The organism is Streptomyces sp. NBC_00669 (assembly GCF_036226785.1).
Classification (GTDB): Bacteria; Actinomycetota; Actinomycetes; order Streptomycetales; family Streptomycetaceae; genus Actinacidiphila.
Genome location: NZ_CP109018.1, coordinates 8,680,036 through 8,695,039 on the forward strand (window position 1 = coordinate 8,680,036; position 15,004 = coordinate 8,695,039).

General features: G+C 74.8%; 12 protein-coding genes. 11 read left to right on the top strand and 1 reads right to left on the bottom strand.

The features are described 5' to 3' along the window. The first annotated feature begins 1 nt into the window (after position 1). Positions 2-1,459: a benzaldehyde dehydrogenase gene (locus tag OG896_RS36600; protein WP_329372316.1), complete on the top strand. Its 1,458-nt coding sequence runs from the start codon at positions 2-4 to the stop codon at positions 1,457-1,459. 122 nt (positions 1,460-1,581) lie between these two features. Beyond that, entirely contained in the window at positions 1,582-2,391 is an 810-nt protein-coding gene (locus OG896_RS36605) for a FadR/GntR family transcriptional regulator (protein ID WP_329372318.1), read from the top strand. Between the two features lie 113 nt (positions 2,392-2,504). Here OG896_RS36605 and OG896_RS36610 read toward each other — a convergent pair whose 3' ends face one another. Continuing rightward, complete coding sequence (locus OG896_RS36610; protein WP_329372320.1) at positions 2,505-4,400, bottom strand: IclR family transcriptional regulator domain-containing protein; 1,896 nt, start codon at positions 4,398-4,400, stop codon at positions 2,505-2,507. A gap of 232 nt (positions 4,401-4,632) precedes the next feature. On the opposite strand from OG896_RS36610, the gene OG896_RS36615 reads away from it, so the two are divergent. The 9 genes from OG896_RS36615 to OG896_RS36660 all read left to right on the top strand — a co-directional run bounded on the left by OG896_RS36615 (position 4,633) and on the right by OG896_RS36660 (position 15,002). Next, on the top strand, positions 4,633-5,403 hold the full coding sequence (locus tag OG896_RS36615; RefSeq protein WP_329372321.1) for a CoA transferase subunit A: 771 nt from the start codon (positions 4,633-4,635) through the stop codon (positions 5,401-5,403). Beyond that, on the top strand, positions 5,403-6,050 hold the full coding sequence (locus OG896_RS36620) for a CoA transferase subunit B (protein WP_329372323.1): 648 nt from the start codon (positions 5,403-5,405) through the stop codon (positions 6,048-6,050). The genes OG896_RS36615 and OG896_RS36620 overlap by 1 nt, the downstream gene beginning before the upstream one ends. Continuing rightward, positions 6,047-7,261: a thiolase family protein gene (locus tag OG896_RS36625; RefSeq protein ID WP_329372325.1), complete on the top strand. Its 1,215-nt coding sequence runs from the start codon at positions 6,047-6,049 to the stop codon at positions 7,259-7,261. Before OG896_RS36620 ends, OG896_RS36625 begins: the two co-directional genes overlap by 4 nt. An 11-nt stretch (positions 7,262-7,272) precedes the next feature. Beyond that, positions 7,273-8,136 (top strand): protocatechuate 3,4-dioxygenase subunit beta, encoded by an 864-nt coding sequence (gene pcaH, locus OG896_RS36630; RefSeq protein ID WP_329372327.1) that lies wholly within the window; start codon positions 7,273-7,275, stop codon positions 8,134-8,136. After that, complete coding sequence (gene pcaG, locus OG896_RS36635) at positions 8,136-8,717, top strand: protocatechuate 3,4-dioxygenase subunit alpha (protein WP_329372329.1); 582 nt, start codon at positions 8,136-8,138, stop codon at positions 8,715-8,717. The genes pcaH and pcaG overlap by 1 nt, the downstream gene beginning before the upstream one ends. A gap of 178 nt (positions 8,718-8,895) precedes the next feature. Beyond that, positions 8,896-10,260 (top strand): lyase family protein, encoded by a 1,365-nt coding sequence (locus tag OG896_RS36640; protein ID WP_443057282.1) that lies wholly within the window; start codon positions 8,896-8,898, stop codon positions 10,258-10,260. Between the two features lie 1,054 nt (positions 10,261-11,314). Beyond that, positions 11,315-12,517, top strand: a complete 1,203-nt coding sequence (gene pcaDC, locus OG896_RS36650; protein WP_329372331.1) for a bifunctional 3-oxoadipate enol-lactonase/4-carboxymuconolactone decarboxylase PcaDC — start codon at positions 11,315-11,317, stop codon at positions 12,515-12,517. 5 nt (positions 12,518-12,522) lie between these two features. Beyond that, entirely contained in the window at positions 12,523-13,713 is a 1,191-nt protein-coding gene (locus OG896_RS36655) for a 4-hydroxybenzoate 3-monooxygenase (RefSeq protein WP_329372333.1), read from the top strand. A gap of 440 nt (positions 13,714-14,153) precedes the next feature. After that, positions 14,154-15,002 (top strand): hypothetical protein, encoded by an 849-nt coding sequence (locus tag OG896_RS36660; RefSeq protein WP_329372335.1) that lies wholly within the window; start codon positions 14,154-14,156, stop codon positions 15,000-15,002. Positions 15,003-15,004: the final 2 nt, after the last annotated feature.

A 15,004-nucleotide genomic window follows, 5' to 3' on the forward strand; every position in this document is an offset into this window, starting at 1 on the left:
GATGCCTCTTCTGCACCCCGCGACCTGGTCCGGCAACATCAACATCGGCGGCTGGACGGCCGCGTCGGGCGGCACCGGCGCCGTCACCGAGCCCGCGACCGGCGACACCCTGGAGCGGATCGGGCACGCGGACGCCGACGACGTGGCGCGTGCCGCCCGCACGGCCGCCCGGGCCCAACCGGGCTGGGCGCGGCTGCCGTACACCGAGCGGGCCGCGGTGCTGCGGCGGGCCGGCGACCTGTTCCTGGCGAAGGCCGACGAGATCCAGGAGTGGCTGATCCGCGAGGGGGGCAGCGTCCGCGGCAAGGCCGCCTTCGAGACGTCCACGGCCGCCCAGGAGTGCTACGAGGCGGCGGCGCTGGCCTCGCAGCCGGCCGGCGAGGTGCTGCGGTCCGCCGAGCCGCGGCTGAGCATGGCGCGCAGGGTGCCCGCGGGGGTGGTCGGGGTGATCGCGCCGTTCAACGTCCCGCTGATCCTGGCCATCCGTTCGGTCGCTCCGGCGCTGGCGCTGGGCAACGCGGTGGTGCTCAAGCCGGACCCGCGCACCGCGGTCGGCGGCGGTGTGACGATCATGCGGGTGTTCGAGGAGGCCGGGCTTCCCGAGGGCGTGCTGGGGCTGGTGCCCGGTGGCGCGGAGGCCGGCGAGGCGCTCGTCGCCGACCCGCGGGTGCGGGTCGTCTCGTTCACCGGCTCCACCGCGGCCGGCCGCAAGGTCGGCGCGGCCGCCGCGCACCACCTCAAGCGCGCCCACCTGGAACTGGGCGGCAACTCCGCGCTGATCGTGCTGCCCGACGCCGACCTGGAGCGGGCCGCTTCCATCGCCGCCTGGGGCTCCTTCTTCCACCAGGGCCAGGTGTGCATGACCACCGGGCGCCACCTCGTCCACGAGTCGATAGCCGCCGAGTACACCGAGCGGCTGGTGGCGAAGGCCGAGCAACTGCCGGTCGGCGACCCGGCCAAGGACCCGGTCGCGCTGGGCCCGGTGATCGACGCGGGTCAGCGCGACAAGATCCACCGGATGGTGCGGGCGAGCGTCGAGGGCGGAGCCACGGTGGCGGCCGGCGGCACCTACGAGGACCTCTTCTACCGCCCGACGGTCCTGACCGGCGTCACGGATTCCTCGCCCGCCTACACCGAGGAGGTCTTCGGCCCGGTCGCGCCCGTCCGCGTCTTCGGGGACGTGGACGAGGCGGTGTCCCTGGCGACGGACGGCCCCTACGGGCTGTCGCTGGGCATCCTCACCCGCGACGTGATGCGCGGCCTGGCCCTGGCCGAGCGCATCCCCACCGGCCTGGTCCACATCAACGACCAGACCGTCAACGACGAGGCGGTCGCGCCCTTCGGCGGCGTCGCGGGCTCCGGCACCGGCGCCCGGTTCGGGGGCGCGGCCAACCTCGACGCGTTCACCGAGACGCGGTGGATCACGCTGCGGGGCGAGGCGGCGCAGTACCCCTTCTGAGCCGGCCGCCGAAAGGGCCCGGCGGGAGCGGGACTTGACCGCCGGGCCGCCCGCGGGGCGATGCGCCCTGTTAGCCTTGACATCAAGCTCACAGGATGATTGGCGCCGCGGAGAGGCCAAGGATGACCATGAACCAGCCCGGCAAGATCTACCGGAAGCGGGTCGCCGACCAGATCCTGGAAGACCTCCGCGGGCAGATCCTCAGCGGGGCGCTGCCGCACGGCGCGAAACTCCCGTCCGAGCGCGACCTCGCCGCGCAGTACGGCGTCAGCGGCCCGACCATCCGCGAGGCGATCCGGGTGCTCACGGCGATGGGCCTGGTCTCGTCCAGGAACGGCAGCGGCAGCACCGTGACGGCGCAGAGCGACACGCTCATCGCCGTGTCCATCGCGGCGGTCGTGCAGTTCGGCAACATGAACGCCCGCGACGTCTTCGGGCTGCTCGCGGTGCTCAACACCTACGCGGTCCGGCTCGCGGCCGAGCGCGCCACCGACGAGGAGGTCGCCCGGCTGCGGGAAGCCGCCGAGCACGCGGCGGACCTGGACGCCGACAGCGTCGAGGAGGCGGCGGCGAAGCTCAAGAACTACTTCCACGCGCTGGCCGAACTCTCCCACCACCCGCTGCTGATCTCGCTGTGCCGGTTCATCACCGAGGTGCAGATCGGGCTCGCCGTCGAGATGTCGGGCGGGAAGCTCGATCGGATCGCGGGCACGCTGCACCGGGCCAGGATGGACATCGTGGAGGCGGTGGAGCGGCGCGACGCGGACGCCGCCGCGGAGCTGGTGGAGGAGTACCACCAGCGGGTGGTGGACCGTATCCAGAAGTCCCGGCGCGGCGACGAGATGACCTCCTCCGACCCGCGGTTCTCCCAGCTGATGGCGTCCTTGCTGACCAGCGGCGCGGCGCTCGGCGGGGAGCCGGAGGAGAGGTGACCCGCGGGCGGATCGGGGGCGGACCGCAGCCTCGGGCGTGAGCCCTCACTCACGCGCGTGAGCACTCCCGCGCGTGAGCACACCCGTGCGTGAGCACTCCCGCGCGTGAGCACTCACTCCCGGGCGAGCCGCCCGTAGCGCCCGGCGACCCGCAGGTCTGCCGTGATCCGCTCCGCCGCCTGCCGCAGTGGCGGCAGCAGGTCGGTCGTGGCCTGCTCGGCGGTGCCGCCGGCGGCGTGCATGGAGACGTTCACCGCGGCCACGCCGCGCCCGGCGCGGTCGCGCACGGGTACCGCGATCGACCGCAGGCCCTCCTCCAACTCCTCGTCCACGAGCGCGTACCGGTCCCGTTCGACCAGGTCGAGAACGGTCGCGAGCCGGTCCGCCGAGGTGACGGTGTGCCGGGTGAGCGGCTTGAGGTCCGCGCCCGCCAGCCGCCGCGCCCGCTCGGCCGCGGGCAGCCCGGACAGCAGCACCCGGCCCATCGAGGTGGCGTACGCGGGGAATCGGGTGCCGACCGTGATGTTGACGCTCATGATCCGCACGGTGGGGACGCGGGCGACGTACTGGATGTCGTCGCCGGACAGGACGGCCATCGACGCGGACTCGCGGACCTGCCCGACGAGCGCGACCAGGTGCGGCTGGGCGATCTGGGGGAGGGCGAGGTGGGACAGGTGCGCGAAGCCCAGTTCCAGTACGCGCGGGGTCGGCCGGAAGAGCCGTCCGTCGTGGGCGACGTAGCCGAGGTGCTCCAGGGTGATCAGTGAGCGCCGGGCGGTGGCCCGGGCCAGGCCGGTGGCTTCGGCGACGGCGGTCAGCGGCAGCGCGGCGCGGGGGCCGCGGTCGAAGGCCGTCAGTACGGTGAGCCCGCGCGCCAGGGACTCCACGAACTCCGGGCCCAGTTCCTGCTTGGAGGCGCGGGTCCAGGCGGCCGGGACCGGGCCGTCCGCTGCCGGGCCGTCCGGCGGGGGAGCGGCGGGCTCGGCAGGTCCGCCGCGTACGGACTGTTCGGCCTGTTCGGCGGGCCCACCGGACGCGGCATCGCCGCTGAGCGCACCGGCCTCGGTACCTTCGCTGAGCGCACCCGCCTTGGCACCTTCGCGGAGCCCACCCGCCTCGGTACCTTCGCTGAGCGCACCGGCCTTGGCACCTCCGCGGAGACCACCCGCCTCGGTACCTTCGCCGGCCTCGGCCGTACCGGACAGCGCGGCCTCCATCGCGGCGACCGTCGTACGCAACCGGGGCAGCACCGCCTCGCCCAGGGACCGCGCGCTGTGCCGGCTGGTGTGGCTGACCACGCTCACGGCGCACACCGCGCGGCCGCTCGCGTCCCGTACCGGCATCGCGATCGCGACCAGGCCGGGCTCGATCAGCTGGTCGTCCACCGACCAGCCCTGCCGCCGCGCGTCGGCGGCGCGCCGGTCGAAGGAACCGGCCGCGTCGGCGGCGGGGTACGGCGGCAGCGCGGGGAAGCGGCTGCCGGCCGGGTCGGCGGCGCGACCCCGGCGCCACCGCTCCCAGTCCGCGCCGGTCCACTCGGCGGCGAACAGCGCGCCCGGCGCGCCGCACTCCGCGGGGAGCAGGTCGCCGATCCGGAAGACCAGCGACATGGCCCGGCGCCGGGTGGCCTGGGCGACGAAGCGCACCCCGTCCCGGTCGGGGACGGCGAGGGACACCGACTCGTCGAGCCGGTCGGCGAGGGCGTCGGCGAGCGGGCCGAGCCGGTCCGGCAGCCCGCAGGCCGACAGGTAGGCGTTGCCCAGTTCCATCAGGCGCGGGGCGAGGACCGCGTCCCGGCCCTCGACGCGCAGGTATCCGGTCCTGGCGAGGGTGCTGACCACCCGGTCGACGGTGGAGCGGGCCAAACCGGTGTCCCGGACCAGGTCGCCCACCGAGCGCCGCCCGTCGGCCGCGCCGAGCACGCGGAGCACCGCGAGCCCGCGGATCAGCGGACCGACGGCCTCCGCGGGTGGCGGAGCCGGCTCGGCGGTGGCGGTGGGACGGGGCATCTGCGGGCTCCACGGGGGACGTCGGGACGGGGGTCGGGACGGTACGGGCGGGGACGGGTGCCGGGGGGAGTTCGCGGCGCGGGTCCCCTGGCACGAGGCCGCACCAAGCCGTACCGGGCCGTACCAAGCCGCGCGAAGCCGTTGACAGGGCGGACCCCTCCGGATCACACTCGGGCGGCAAAATTGATGAACTTAAGTTCACCTGGCGAACAGGCTACTGGGGAGAGCGCGGATGGACAAGGTGGTCGCCTCGGCCGACGAGGCCGTGTCCGACGTCGAGGACGGAGCATCGCTCGCGGTCGGCGGCTTCGGTCTCAGCGGCGTCCCGAACACGCTGATCGCGGCCGTGCACGCCAAGGGCGTCGGCGGCCTGAGCGTGGTGTCGAACAACTGCGGCGCCATGGACTCCGGTCTCGCCGTACTGCTCGCCGCCGGCCGGATCAGCGCCGTCACCGGCAGCTACATCGGCGGCAACAAGGAGTTCGCCCGTCAGTACCTCGGCGGCGAGCTGGAGTTGGAGCTGATCCCGCAAGGCACGCTCGCCGAGCGGCTGCGCGCCGGCGGCTGCGGCATACCCGCCTTCTTCACCCCGGCCGGCGTCGGCACCCAGGTCGCCGACGGCGGCCTGCCCTGGCGCTACGACGGCCACGGCGGCGTCGCGCTGGCCTCCCCGCCCAAGGAGGTGCGCGAGTTCGACGGCACCGCCTACGTCCTGGAGCGCGCCATCACCACCGACTTCGCCCTCGTCCGGGCCGCCAAGGGTGACCGGCACGGCAACCTGGTCTTCAACAAGTCCAGCCGCAACTTCAACCCGCTCGCCGCCATGGCCGGCCGGATCACCGTCGCCGAGGTCGAGGAGCTGGTCGAACCCGGCGAGATCGACCCGGACCACGTCCATCTGCCCGGCATCTTCGTCCAGCGCGTGGTGGCGCTCACCCGCGCGCAGGCCGCCGACAAGAAGATCGAGAAGGTCACCGTCACGCCCGGGCAGGTGCGGGTCTGATGCCGTGGACGCGAGACGAGATGGCCGCCCGGGCCGCCCGGGAGCTGCGCGACGGCGAGTACGTCAACCTCGGCATCGGCCTGCCCACCCTGATCCCCAACCACCTCCCCGACGGTGTCCACGTGGTGCTGGAGTCGGAGAACGGCATCCTCGGCACCGGCCCGTTCCCGTACGAGGACGAGCTGGACCCCGACCTGATCAACGCCGGCAAGGAGACCGTCACGGTGCTGCCCGGCGCCTCCTTCTTCGACTCGGCGCTGTCCTTCGGCATGATCCGCGGCGGCCACATCGACACCGCGGTGCTCGGTGCCATGCAGGTCTCCGCGACCGGCGACCTCGCCAACTGGGCCATCCCCGGCACGCTGGTCACCGGCATCGGCGGCGCCATGGACCTGGTGCACGGCGCCCGCCGGGTCATCGTCACCATGACCCACACCGCCAGGGACGGCAGCCCCAAGATCCTGGACCGCTGCGCACTGCCGCTCACCGGCCGGGCCTGCGTCGACCGGATCATCACCGACCTGGGCGTCCTGGACGTCACCGACGACGGCCTGCTGCTGGTCGAGACCGCGCCCGGCGCCACCGTCGAGGAGATCGAGCGGAAGACGGCCGCCGCGATCCGGATCGCCGACGGGATCACCCGATGAGCACCTTCCCGCGTGACGTCTACGTCGTGGACGCCGTCCGCACCCCCGTCGGCCGGTACGGCGGCGCGCTGGCGGCGGTCCGCCCCGACGACCTGGCCGCGCACGCCATCCGCGAACTGCTGGCGCGCACCCCCGCACTCGACCCGGCCCTGATCGGCGACGTCTACCTCGGCAACGCCAACGGCGCGGGCGAGGAGAACCGCAACGTCGGCCGGATGGCCGGGCTGCTGGCCGGGCTCCCGGTCACCGTCCCCGGCGTCACCGTCAACCGGCTGTGCGCCTCCGGCCTCGAAGCCGTCGTCCAGGCCGCCCGCGCCGTCGCGCTCGGCGACCTGTCCCTCGCGGTGGCCGGCGGCGTGGAGTCGATGAGCCGCGCGCCCTACGTCCTGCCGAAGAGCGACCGGCCCTTCCCCGCGGCCCACACCGAGCTGTACTCCACCACCCTCGGCTGGCGCATGGTCAACCCGCGCATGGACCCCCAGTGGACGGTGCCGCTCGGCGAGAGCGCCGAACTGATCGCCGACAAGCACGAGATCAGCCGCGAGGAGCAGGACGCGTTCGCCCTCGCCTCCCACCGCAAGGCCGCCCGGGCCTGGCAGCAGGGCCTGTTCGACGACGAGACGGTCCCGGTGCCCGTACCGCGGCGCAAGGGCGCACCGGTCGTCGTCGACCGCGACGAGTCCGTGCGGGCGGACGCCTCGGCGGAGGCGATGGCCGCGCTCAAGCCGTCCTTCCGCGCCGAGGAGGGCACCGTCACCGCCGGCAACGCCTCCCCGCTCAACGACGGCGCCGCCGCCCTGCTCCTCGTCGACGAGGACGGGCTCAAGGCCACCGGCCGCGAGCCGCTCGCCCGTATCCGCGCCACCGGCGTGTCCGCCGTGGCGCCGCACTACTTCGGCCTCGCCCCCGTCGAAGCCGTCAACCGCGCGCTGGCCCGCGCCGGCCGGACCTTCGACGACCTCACCACCCTGGAGCTCAACGAAGCCTTCGCCGCCCAGGTGCTCGGCTGCGTCGCCGAATGGCCCGCGTTCGACCCCGCGATCCTCAACCCGCGCGGCGGTGCGCTCGCGATCGGCCACCCGCTGGGCGCCTCGGGTGCCCGGCTCGCCGGGTCCGTCGCCCATCAGTTGAAGGCGGCGGGCTCCGGCACCGGCGTGGCCGCCCTCTGTATCGGCGTCGGCCAGGGCCTCGCCCTCGTCCTGGAAAGGTAGGAGCGTCCCGCATGCCCACCCCGCCCCCCTCCCTCACCCCGTCCGGTCCCTCCGCCCCGCCCGCGCCCGGCGCGGTTCCGCCCGGGTCTGCCCCGTCCACCTCGCCCAACCCCCTCACGCAGCACGACATCAGCGCCGAAATAGCCGCCGAGCAGCAGGCGTACGCGACCCGCCGAGCGGCCGGCGCCCCCGCCGAGCACCACCCCGACCGCGGCTACGCCCCCTACCGCAGCAGCGCCCTGCGCTACCCCCGGCAGCCGCTCGTCTCCGTGGGCAACGACCCCGAGGCCGTCGAGCTGACCGGCCCCGTCTTCGGCGCCACCGACCTCACCGCCCTCGACCACGACCTCACCCGGCAGCACCTCGGCGAGCCGCTCGGCGAGCGCATCACGGTCACCGGCCGGGTCCTCGACCGCGAAGGACGCCCGGTCCGCGGCCAGCTCGTCGAGATCTGGCAGGCCAACGCCTCCGGCCGCTACGCCCACCAGCGCGACGACCACCCGGCCCCGCTCGACCCCCACTTCACCGGCGTCGGCCGCACCCTGACCGGCGACGACGGCGGCTACACGTTCGTCACCGTCAAACCCGGCGCCTACCCCTGGCGCAACCACCGGGGCGCCTGGCGCCCGGCGCACATCCACTTCTCGCTGTTCGGCACCGCGTTCACCCAACGCCTGGTCACCCAGATGTACTTCCCCGGCGACCCGCTCTTCGACTACGACCCGATCCTGCGGTCCGTCACCGACGAGTCCGCGCGGGCCCGGCTGGTCGCCGCCTACGACCACGACCTGTCCACCCCCGAATGGTCGCTCGGCTACCGTTGGGACATCGTCCTCGACGGTCCCGCCGCCACCTGGATCGAGGAGGGCCGCTGATGTCCCTCGCCCCCACCCCCTCGCAGACCGTCGGGCCGTTCTACGGCTACGCCCTGCCCTTCGCCAAGGGCGGCGACATCGCGCCCACCGGCCACCCCGACACCCTCACCGTCCACGGCCGGGTCCACGACGGCGCCGGACAGCCCGTGCCCGACGCCCTCCTGGAGGTCTGGCAGCCCGCCCCCGACGGCTCCCGCACCGGCGCGCCCGGCTCGCTGCGCCGCGACCCCGTCGACGGCCGGGTGATCGGCCGCGACGGCGTGGTCTTCACCGGCTTCGGCCGGGTCACCACCGACGCCGACGGCCGCTACGCGATCCGTACGCTGCCGCCGGGCGGGGTGCCGTACCTGGCGCTGATCGTCTTCGCCCGCGGCCTGCTGCACCACCTGCACACGCGGGTCTACCTGCCCGGGCGCGCCGACGTGGCGGCCGACCCGCTGCTCGCCGCGCTGAGCCCGGCCCGCCGCGCCACGCTGCTGGCCAGCCCCGACGAGGGCGCGGCGCCGGGCGTCCTGCGGTTCGACATCCGTCTGCAGTCCGACGGCGTGCACGAGGAGACGGTCTTCCTTGCCTTCGACTGATCCCACCGATTCCACCGATTCCACCGATCTCGCCGATTCCTGTGAACCCACGCCCTCGCGGGAACCCGCCGACGCCGCCGCCCACGCGGACCCCGCCGGGGACCTCGGCCTGCTCGCCCCGGGGCGGGCCGGGTCCGCGGCCGAGGCCGCCACGGGCGACGCCGCGTACGTGCGCGCCATGCTCGACGCCGAGGCCGCGCTCACCCGCGCCCAGGCCGCGCTGGGGCTGGCCCCGGCGTCGGCGGCGGCCGCGGTCACGGCGGCCGCCGCGGTGACCGGCCACTACGACGTACGCGACCTGGCGCTGCGCTCCCGCGCCGGTGGCAACCCGGTCATCCCGCTGGTCGCCGACCTGACGGCCGCCACCGCCGAACTCGACCCGGCCGCAGGCGAGTTCGTCCACCGTGGAGCGACCAGCCAGGACATCCTGGACACGGCGACGATGCTCGTCGCCTCCCGCACGCTGGCGACGGTGCTGGCCGACCTGGGCCGCGCGGCCGGCGCGCTGGCCCGGCTCGCCGCCGAGCACCGCGACACGCCGCTGCCCGGCCGCACCCTGACCCAGCACGCCGTCCCCACCACGTTCGGGCTGAAGGCGGTCGGCTGGCGGTCCCTGCTGCTCGCCGGACACGACCGGCTCGCGGCCGTACGGAACTCGCTGCCCGCTCAACTCGGTGGTGCGGCAGGGACGTTGGCTGCCGTCGCGGCGTTCGCCGGGGCCGACGACGGCAGCGCGGGGGAGGGGGCCGGCGCGCGGGACCGGGCCGGCGCGCACGACAGTGACAGGGCGCACGACAGTGACAGCGCGCGCGACGGCGACATCGGCCTGCGGTTGCTCGCCGGCTACGCCGCCGAGACCGGCCTCGCCGAGCCCGCGCTGCCCTGGCACACGCTCCGCACCCCCGTCGCGGACCTCGCCGGTGCGCTGGCCTTCGCGGGCGGCGCCCTCGGGAAGGTCGCGGCCGACGTGCTGGTGCTGTCCAGGACCGAGATCGGCGAGCTGTCCGAAGGCAGCGGCGGGGGCTCCTCCGCCATGCCGCACAAGGCCAACCCCGTACGCGCCACCCTCATCGCGACCGCCGCCCGCCAGGTCCCCGCGCTCGCCGCCGTCCTGTTCGGCTCGCTCGCCGCCGAGGACGAACGCCCCGCCGGCGCCTGGCACGCCGAGTGGCAGCCGCTGCGCGAGGCGCTGCGCCTCGTCGGAGGCGCCGCCCGCGACGCTGTCGAACTCGTCGAGGACCTGCGGGTCCACCCGCACCGGATGCGCGCGAACCTCGACGCGACGGACGGCCTCATCGCCACCGAGCACCTTGCCGCCGCCCTCACTGCCCTGATCGGCCGCGGCGAAGCCCGAACCCTCCTCGACCGCGCCGTCCGCCGCGCGGTCGAGGAGGACGTCGAACTCGAGGACGCCCTGCGCGCGGACCCGGCCCTCGCCGCCGCGCTGACCCCCCAGCGCCTGCGCCACCTCCTCGACCCCGTCACCTACCTGGGCTCCGCCCCCGCGCTGGTCGACCGCGCGCTGCGCCCCACCGGACCGTGAGCAGGCGCGCGCGGCGGACGCGGCGCCGACCGGCCGGGCGCGGGGCCAGGCCGTGTGGGGGAAGTCCCTCCCCCTGGCCTGCCGGCCGTGAGGTGCCCCCGCGCCCGCGGCACCTGGCACGCGCACGCTTCCCCTGCCTTCGCCGCGTGGGGGCACCTCCGGCGAAGCCAGGGGGAGCGGCCCCGGTGTTGCCGGAGCCGCCCGGGTACGCCCGCGCCTGGCGGCCGGGAGATGCCCGCACCGCCTTGCGACGCGGGGGTGCCCCCAGGCCGGAGGCCGTGGTGGAGCACCGGACACCGCGAACCAGGCCGGCCCTTCCGGCCACGCCACCAGCTCGATCGACCGCTGGCGCGGGCCGGCAGGTTCCCGGTGCGGGCCGGTCGGCGGGTGGTGTTGTCCGGTTGGTCGAAGGGGTGGACCTGGTGGGCCCGGTGTGGGCCCACGCCCAGGGTGCCCAGGACGCCGGAGCACCCGCACCGTTCGGACCGGCCGCCGCGCTGTCCTGCCGGGAGTGCGGCACCCGCTACCCGCTGAGCCCGGTCTTCGCCTGCCTGGAGTGTTTCGGGCCGCTCGAAGTGGCCTACGACCTGCCGACCGGCGACCCCGAGGCACTGCGCACGCGGAGACCAGCGGGTGCCGGGGGTGGGCCGGCTGCTGCCGGTCCGGCCGACCGGAGGCATGGCCCGGACAGCGGGGGTCGTGGCGTGGGTGGTGCGTACGGCTGGCGGCGCTTGTGTCGGGCCGTACGAGCAGGCCGGGGGTGTGGTCCGGACGGTGGGCGTCGTGGGATGGGTGGTGCGTACGGCTGGCGGCGCTCGTGTCCGACCGTACGAACAGGCCGGAGGCATGGCCCGGACAGCGGGTGTCGTGGCGTGGGTGGTGCGTACGGCTGGCGGCGCTCGTGTCCCACCGTACGAGCAGCCCGGGGGCGTGGCCCGAACGACGGGTGTCGTGGCGTGGGCGGCTCGTACGGCCGGCCGCGCTCGTGTTCGACCCTACGAAGCAGGCGCCGCCGGCCCGTTGGCGGCGTCACCGAGCGGACCGAGGAGAACGTATGACGAACCTGTTGCACCACCGGGTGGACGGCGCCGGCGGCGCGCCGCCGCTCGTCCTCGGCCCGTCCCTCGGCACGTCGCTCGCCGTGTGGGACGCCCAGGTCCCGGCGCTGGCGCGTACGCATCGGGTGATCCGCTACGACCTGCCCGGGCACGGCCGTTCGCCGGCGCGGCTGCCCGCGACCGGCGCCACTGTCGCCGACCTCGGGCGCATGGTGCTGGAACTCGCCGACCGGCTCGGGTTGGAGAGCTTCGCGTACGGCGGGGTGTCGCTCGGGGGCGCGGTCGGCACGTGGCTCGCGGTGCATCACGCCGAGCGGGTCCGCAGCCTCGCGCTGGTGTGCACGTCGGCGCGGTTCGGCGAGCCGTCCGGCTGGCGGGAGCGCGCGGCGCTGGTACGGGCGGAGGGCACCGGGCCGGTCGCCGACACCGCGGTGCACCGGTGGTTCACCCCGGCGTTCGCCGGCGCGCCGGCCGCGGCGGCGCTGGTGGCCGACGCGCGGGCCGCGGACCCGGAGGCGTACGCGGCCTGCTGCGACGCGCTGGCCGCCTTCGACCTGCGCGCGGAGCTGGCGGCCATCACCGTACCGACCTGCGTGATCGCGGGCCGGGACGACCCGGCGACGCCACCCGCGCACGCGCGCGAGCTGGTCGACGGGATCGCCGGGGCGAGCCTGACCGAGGTCGGGCACGCGGCCCACCTGGCGAACGTCGAACGGCCCGGGCCCGTACTGGCCGCGCTGACCGCGCACTTGGCGGACGGGCCGGACGGCGGTGCCTTCAGTGGGCCCTCCGGCGGCCCCTCCGACGACGCCTCCCGGCACGCGGCGGGGATGGCGGTGCGCCGGGCCGTGCTGGGCGACGCGCACGTCGACCGGGCGGCGGCCCGCAGCACCGACTTCACCGCGCCGTTCCAGGACCTCATCACCCGCTACGCGTGGGGCGAGATCTGGACCCGCCCGGGCCTGAGCCGCAGGACCCGCAGTTGCGTCACCCTCACCGCGCTGGTCGCGCGCGGCCACCACGACGAACTGGCCATGCACGTGCGCGCGGCCCTCCGCAACGGCCTGACCCCCGACGAGATCCAGGAAGTCCTGCTCCAGTCGGCCGTCTACTGCGGGGTGCCCGCGGCCAACTCCGCCTTCGCCATCGCCAACCGGGTCCTCGAAGAGGACCGGGCCGAAGAAGAAGAGGGGCACTGATCCTCATGCACACCCCCAACCACACCACCGTCGGTATCATCGGCGGCGGTCCGGCGGGGCTGCTCCTCGCCCGGCTGCTGCACCGCTCCGGCGTCGACTGCGTGGTCCTGGAGAGCCGCGACCGCGACTACGTCGAGCAGCGCCAACGCGCCGGCATCCTCGAACAGTCCACGGTGGACGTGCTGCGGTCCTCCGGCGCCGGCGAGCGGCTCGACCGCGAGGCCCTCGTCCACGACGGCATCGAACTGCGCTGGGACCGCAGGTCGCACCGTATCGACTTCCCGTCCCTCACCGGTGGCCGCCGGGTCTGGGTCTACGCCCAGACCGAGGTCTGCAAGGACCTGATCGCCCTCCAACTGGAGGACGGCGCCCCGCTGCTCTTCGAGGCCCACGTGCGGGCGGTCGAGGGCGCCGACACCGACCGGCCGGTGGTCCGCTACACGCACGAGGGCCAGGCCAGGACCCTCACCTGCGACTACGTGGTGGGTTGCGACGGCTTCCACGGCGTCACCCGCGACGCGGTGCCGGACCGCGTCCGACGCACCTACGAACGCGTCTACCCCTACTCCTGGTTCGGGGTCCTCGCCGACGTGCCGCCGTCCAGCGACGAACTGGTCTACGCCCACTCGCCGCGCGGCTTCGCGCTGCTGAGCATGCGCTCGCCGACCGTCAGCCGGCTCTACCTCCAGGTCCCCAACGGCACCGATCCCGCCGACTGGCCCGACGAGCGGATCTGGGACGAGCTGGACGCGCGCTTCGCGGTGGACGGCGGCGGCTGGACGCTGAAGCGCGGGCCCATCACCTCCAAGGGGGTGCTGCCGATGCGCAGCTTCGTCTCGGAGCCGATGAGCCACGGCCGGGTCTTCCTGGCCGGCGACGCCGCCCACATCGTGCCGCCCACCGGCGCCAAGGGGCTCAACCTCGCGGCGGCCGACGTGATCGTGCTGGCCAGGGCGTTCGCCGAGCTGAAGGAGACCGGCTCCACCGCGGGGCTGGAGGCGTACTCGGCGACCTGCCTGCGGCGAGTCTGGCGGGCCGAGCACTTCTCCTTCTTCATGACCAGCACGCTGCACACCGACCCGGCGCAGGGCCCGTTCGAGACCCGGCTCCAGATCTCCCAGCTCGACCGGATAGCGGCGTCCCCGCACGCGGCCGCCGAACTCGCCGAGAACTACGCGGGGTTGCCGATCGGCTGACCTTGCGGCTGCACGCCGCTTTCGTTCCAACCCGCTTTCGCCCCACTCCGCTCTCGTCCCAACCCGCTGCCGGCCGCGACGCGTTGCCGGTCGCCCGCTGACGGTTGCCCGCTGACGGTTGCCCGCCGTCGCCGCCGTCGCCGCCGTCGCCGCCGTCACCGCCGTGCCGCCGTACCCGCCTGTCCCGGCGGGTGCGGCGGCTTCTGTGCGTCCCGGGGCGCGGTGGGCCGGCGGGCCGCTCCGCACAGGATGCGGCGGAAAACCGTCGGCTACCTTGACACCAAGCTACTAAGAAGGTTGTGTGGATCGCGACGCCAGGACGCCCTCGGCGGACGTGCCGTTCACGGGACCGCCGGTTCGCGCGTCCACGCCGGCCGCACGAGCCGGCCACCCCACCCGGGCCGCATACGGGCGCTCACACCGGACACCGGAGGACAGCGATGAAGATCGCGCCGTACGACGAGAACGCGTACAAGATGGACCACCCCAGAGGGACGGTCTCGTTCAACTACCTGCTGATGGGGGACCGCGGCAAGCCGCTGGAGAACTACCGCTACATCCTCGGCCGGCAGGAAGCCGACTTCCGCATGCCCCGGCACTGCCACACCTTCGAGCAGATCCGCCTGCCGATCGTCGGTGACATGAACCTGGGCGAGCAGGGGATTCTGCGCGAGGGCGAGGTCGGCTACTTCCCCGAGGGGCAGACCTACGGGCCGCAGGACGACCCGCTCGGCGACCCGAAGCAGCTCCAGCTGGTGCTCCAGTTCGGCGGCGCCTCCGCGCTCGGCATGGGGGCCGGCCGCGGCCGCGGCCCGGACAACAAGGAGGCGCGGGCCGAGCGGCGCGAGCGCCGGCCGATGAAGTTCCCGCGGCCGCGCTACAACGGAGTGGTGATCAGCAACCCCGTGCACTTCAACTGGGTGCCGGTGGCCGGGGCGACCGGGGTCGAGCGCAAGCACATCGGCACCTACACCGAGCGGCGGTTCTGGATCGAGTTCCTCAAGATCGAGGCCGGCGCCGAGTGGATCTGCGCGAGCGAGGACGCGCGCCGGCTGACCGTGGTGCTCTCGGGCGCGGGCACCGTCGAGGACACCGAGATCGGCCGGCTCGGAGCGGTCGAGGCCGACCCGGGGGAGAAGGCGCGGTACGTCGCGACCTCGGAGCTGCTGCTCTTCACGGTGGGCCTGCCGCCGATCCACGTGCCGGCCGTGCCCTCCGACCAGTTCGACCTCGTCACGACCGACGGCGGGATCAGGTTCGAGAACTCCCGGGACGCCGACGCCGGTTGAGC

What these genes read in the sequence shown, in the direction of transcription:
- OG896_RS36600 (WP_329372316.1), top strand. Translation starts at nt 2, where the DNA reads ATGCCTCTTCTGCACCCCGCGACCTGGTCCGGCAACATCAACATCGGC.
- OG896_RS36605 (WP_329372318.1), top strand. Translation starts at nt 1,582, where the DNA reads ATGACCATGAACCAGCCCGGCAAGATCTACCGGAAGCGGGTCGCCGAC.
- OG896_RS36610 (WP_329372320.1), bottom strand. Translation starts at nt 4,400, where the DNA reads ATGCCCCGTCCCACCGCCACCGCCGAGCCGGCTCCGCCACCCGCGGAG.
- OG896_RS36615 (WP_329372321.1), top strand. Translation starts at nt 4,633, where the DNA reads ATGGACAAGGTGGTCGCCTCGGCCGACGAGGCCGTGTCCGACGTCGAG.
- OG896_RS36620 (WP_329372323.1), top strand. Translation starts at nt 5,403, where the DNA reads ATGCCGTGGACGCGAGACGAGATGGCCGCCCGGGCCGCCCGGGAGCTG.
- OG896_RS36625 (WP_329372325.1), top strand. Translation starts at nt 6,047, where the DNA reads ATGAGCACCTTCCCGCGTGACGTCTACGTCGTGGACGCCGTCCGCACC.
- pcaH (WP_329372327.1), top strand. Translation starts at nt 7,273, where the DNA reads ATGCCCACCCCGCCCCCCTCCCTCACCCCGTCCGGTCCCTCCGCCCCG.
- pcaG (WP_329372329.1), top strand. Translation starts at nt 8,136, where the DNA reads ATGTCCCTCGCCCCCACCCCCTCGCAGACCGTCGGGCCGTTCTACGGC.
- OG896_RS36640 (WP_443057282.1), top strand. Translation starts at nt 8,896, where the DNA reads ATGCTCGACGCCGAGGCCGCGCTCACCCGCGCCCAGGCCGCGCTGGGG.
- pcaDC (WP_329372331.1), top strand. Translation starts at nt 11,315, where the DNA reads ATGACGAACCTGTTGCACCACCGGGTGGACGGCGCCGGCGGCGCGCCG.
- OG896_RS36655 (WP_329372333.1), top strand. Translation starts at nt 12,523, where the DNA reads ATGCACACCCCCAACCACACCACCGTCGGTATCATCGGCGGCGGTCCG.
- OG896_RS36660 (WP_329372335.1), top strand. Translation starts at nt 14,154, where the DNA reads ATGAAGATCGCGCCGTACGACGAGAACGCGTACAAGATGGACCACCCC.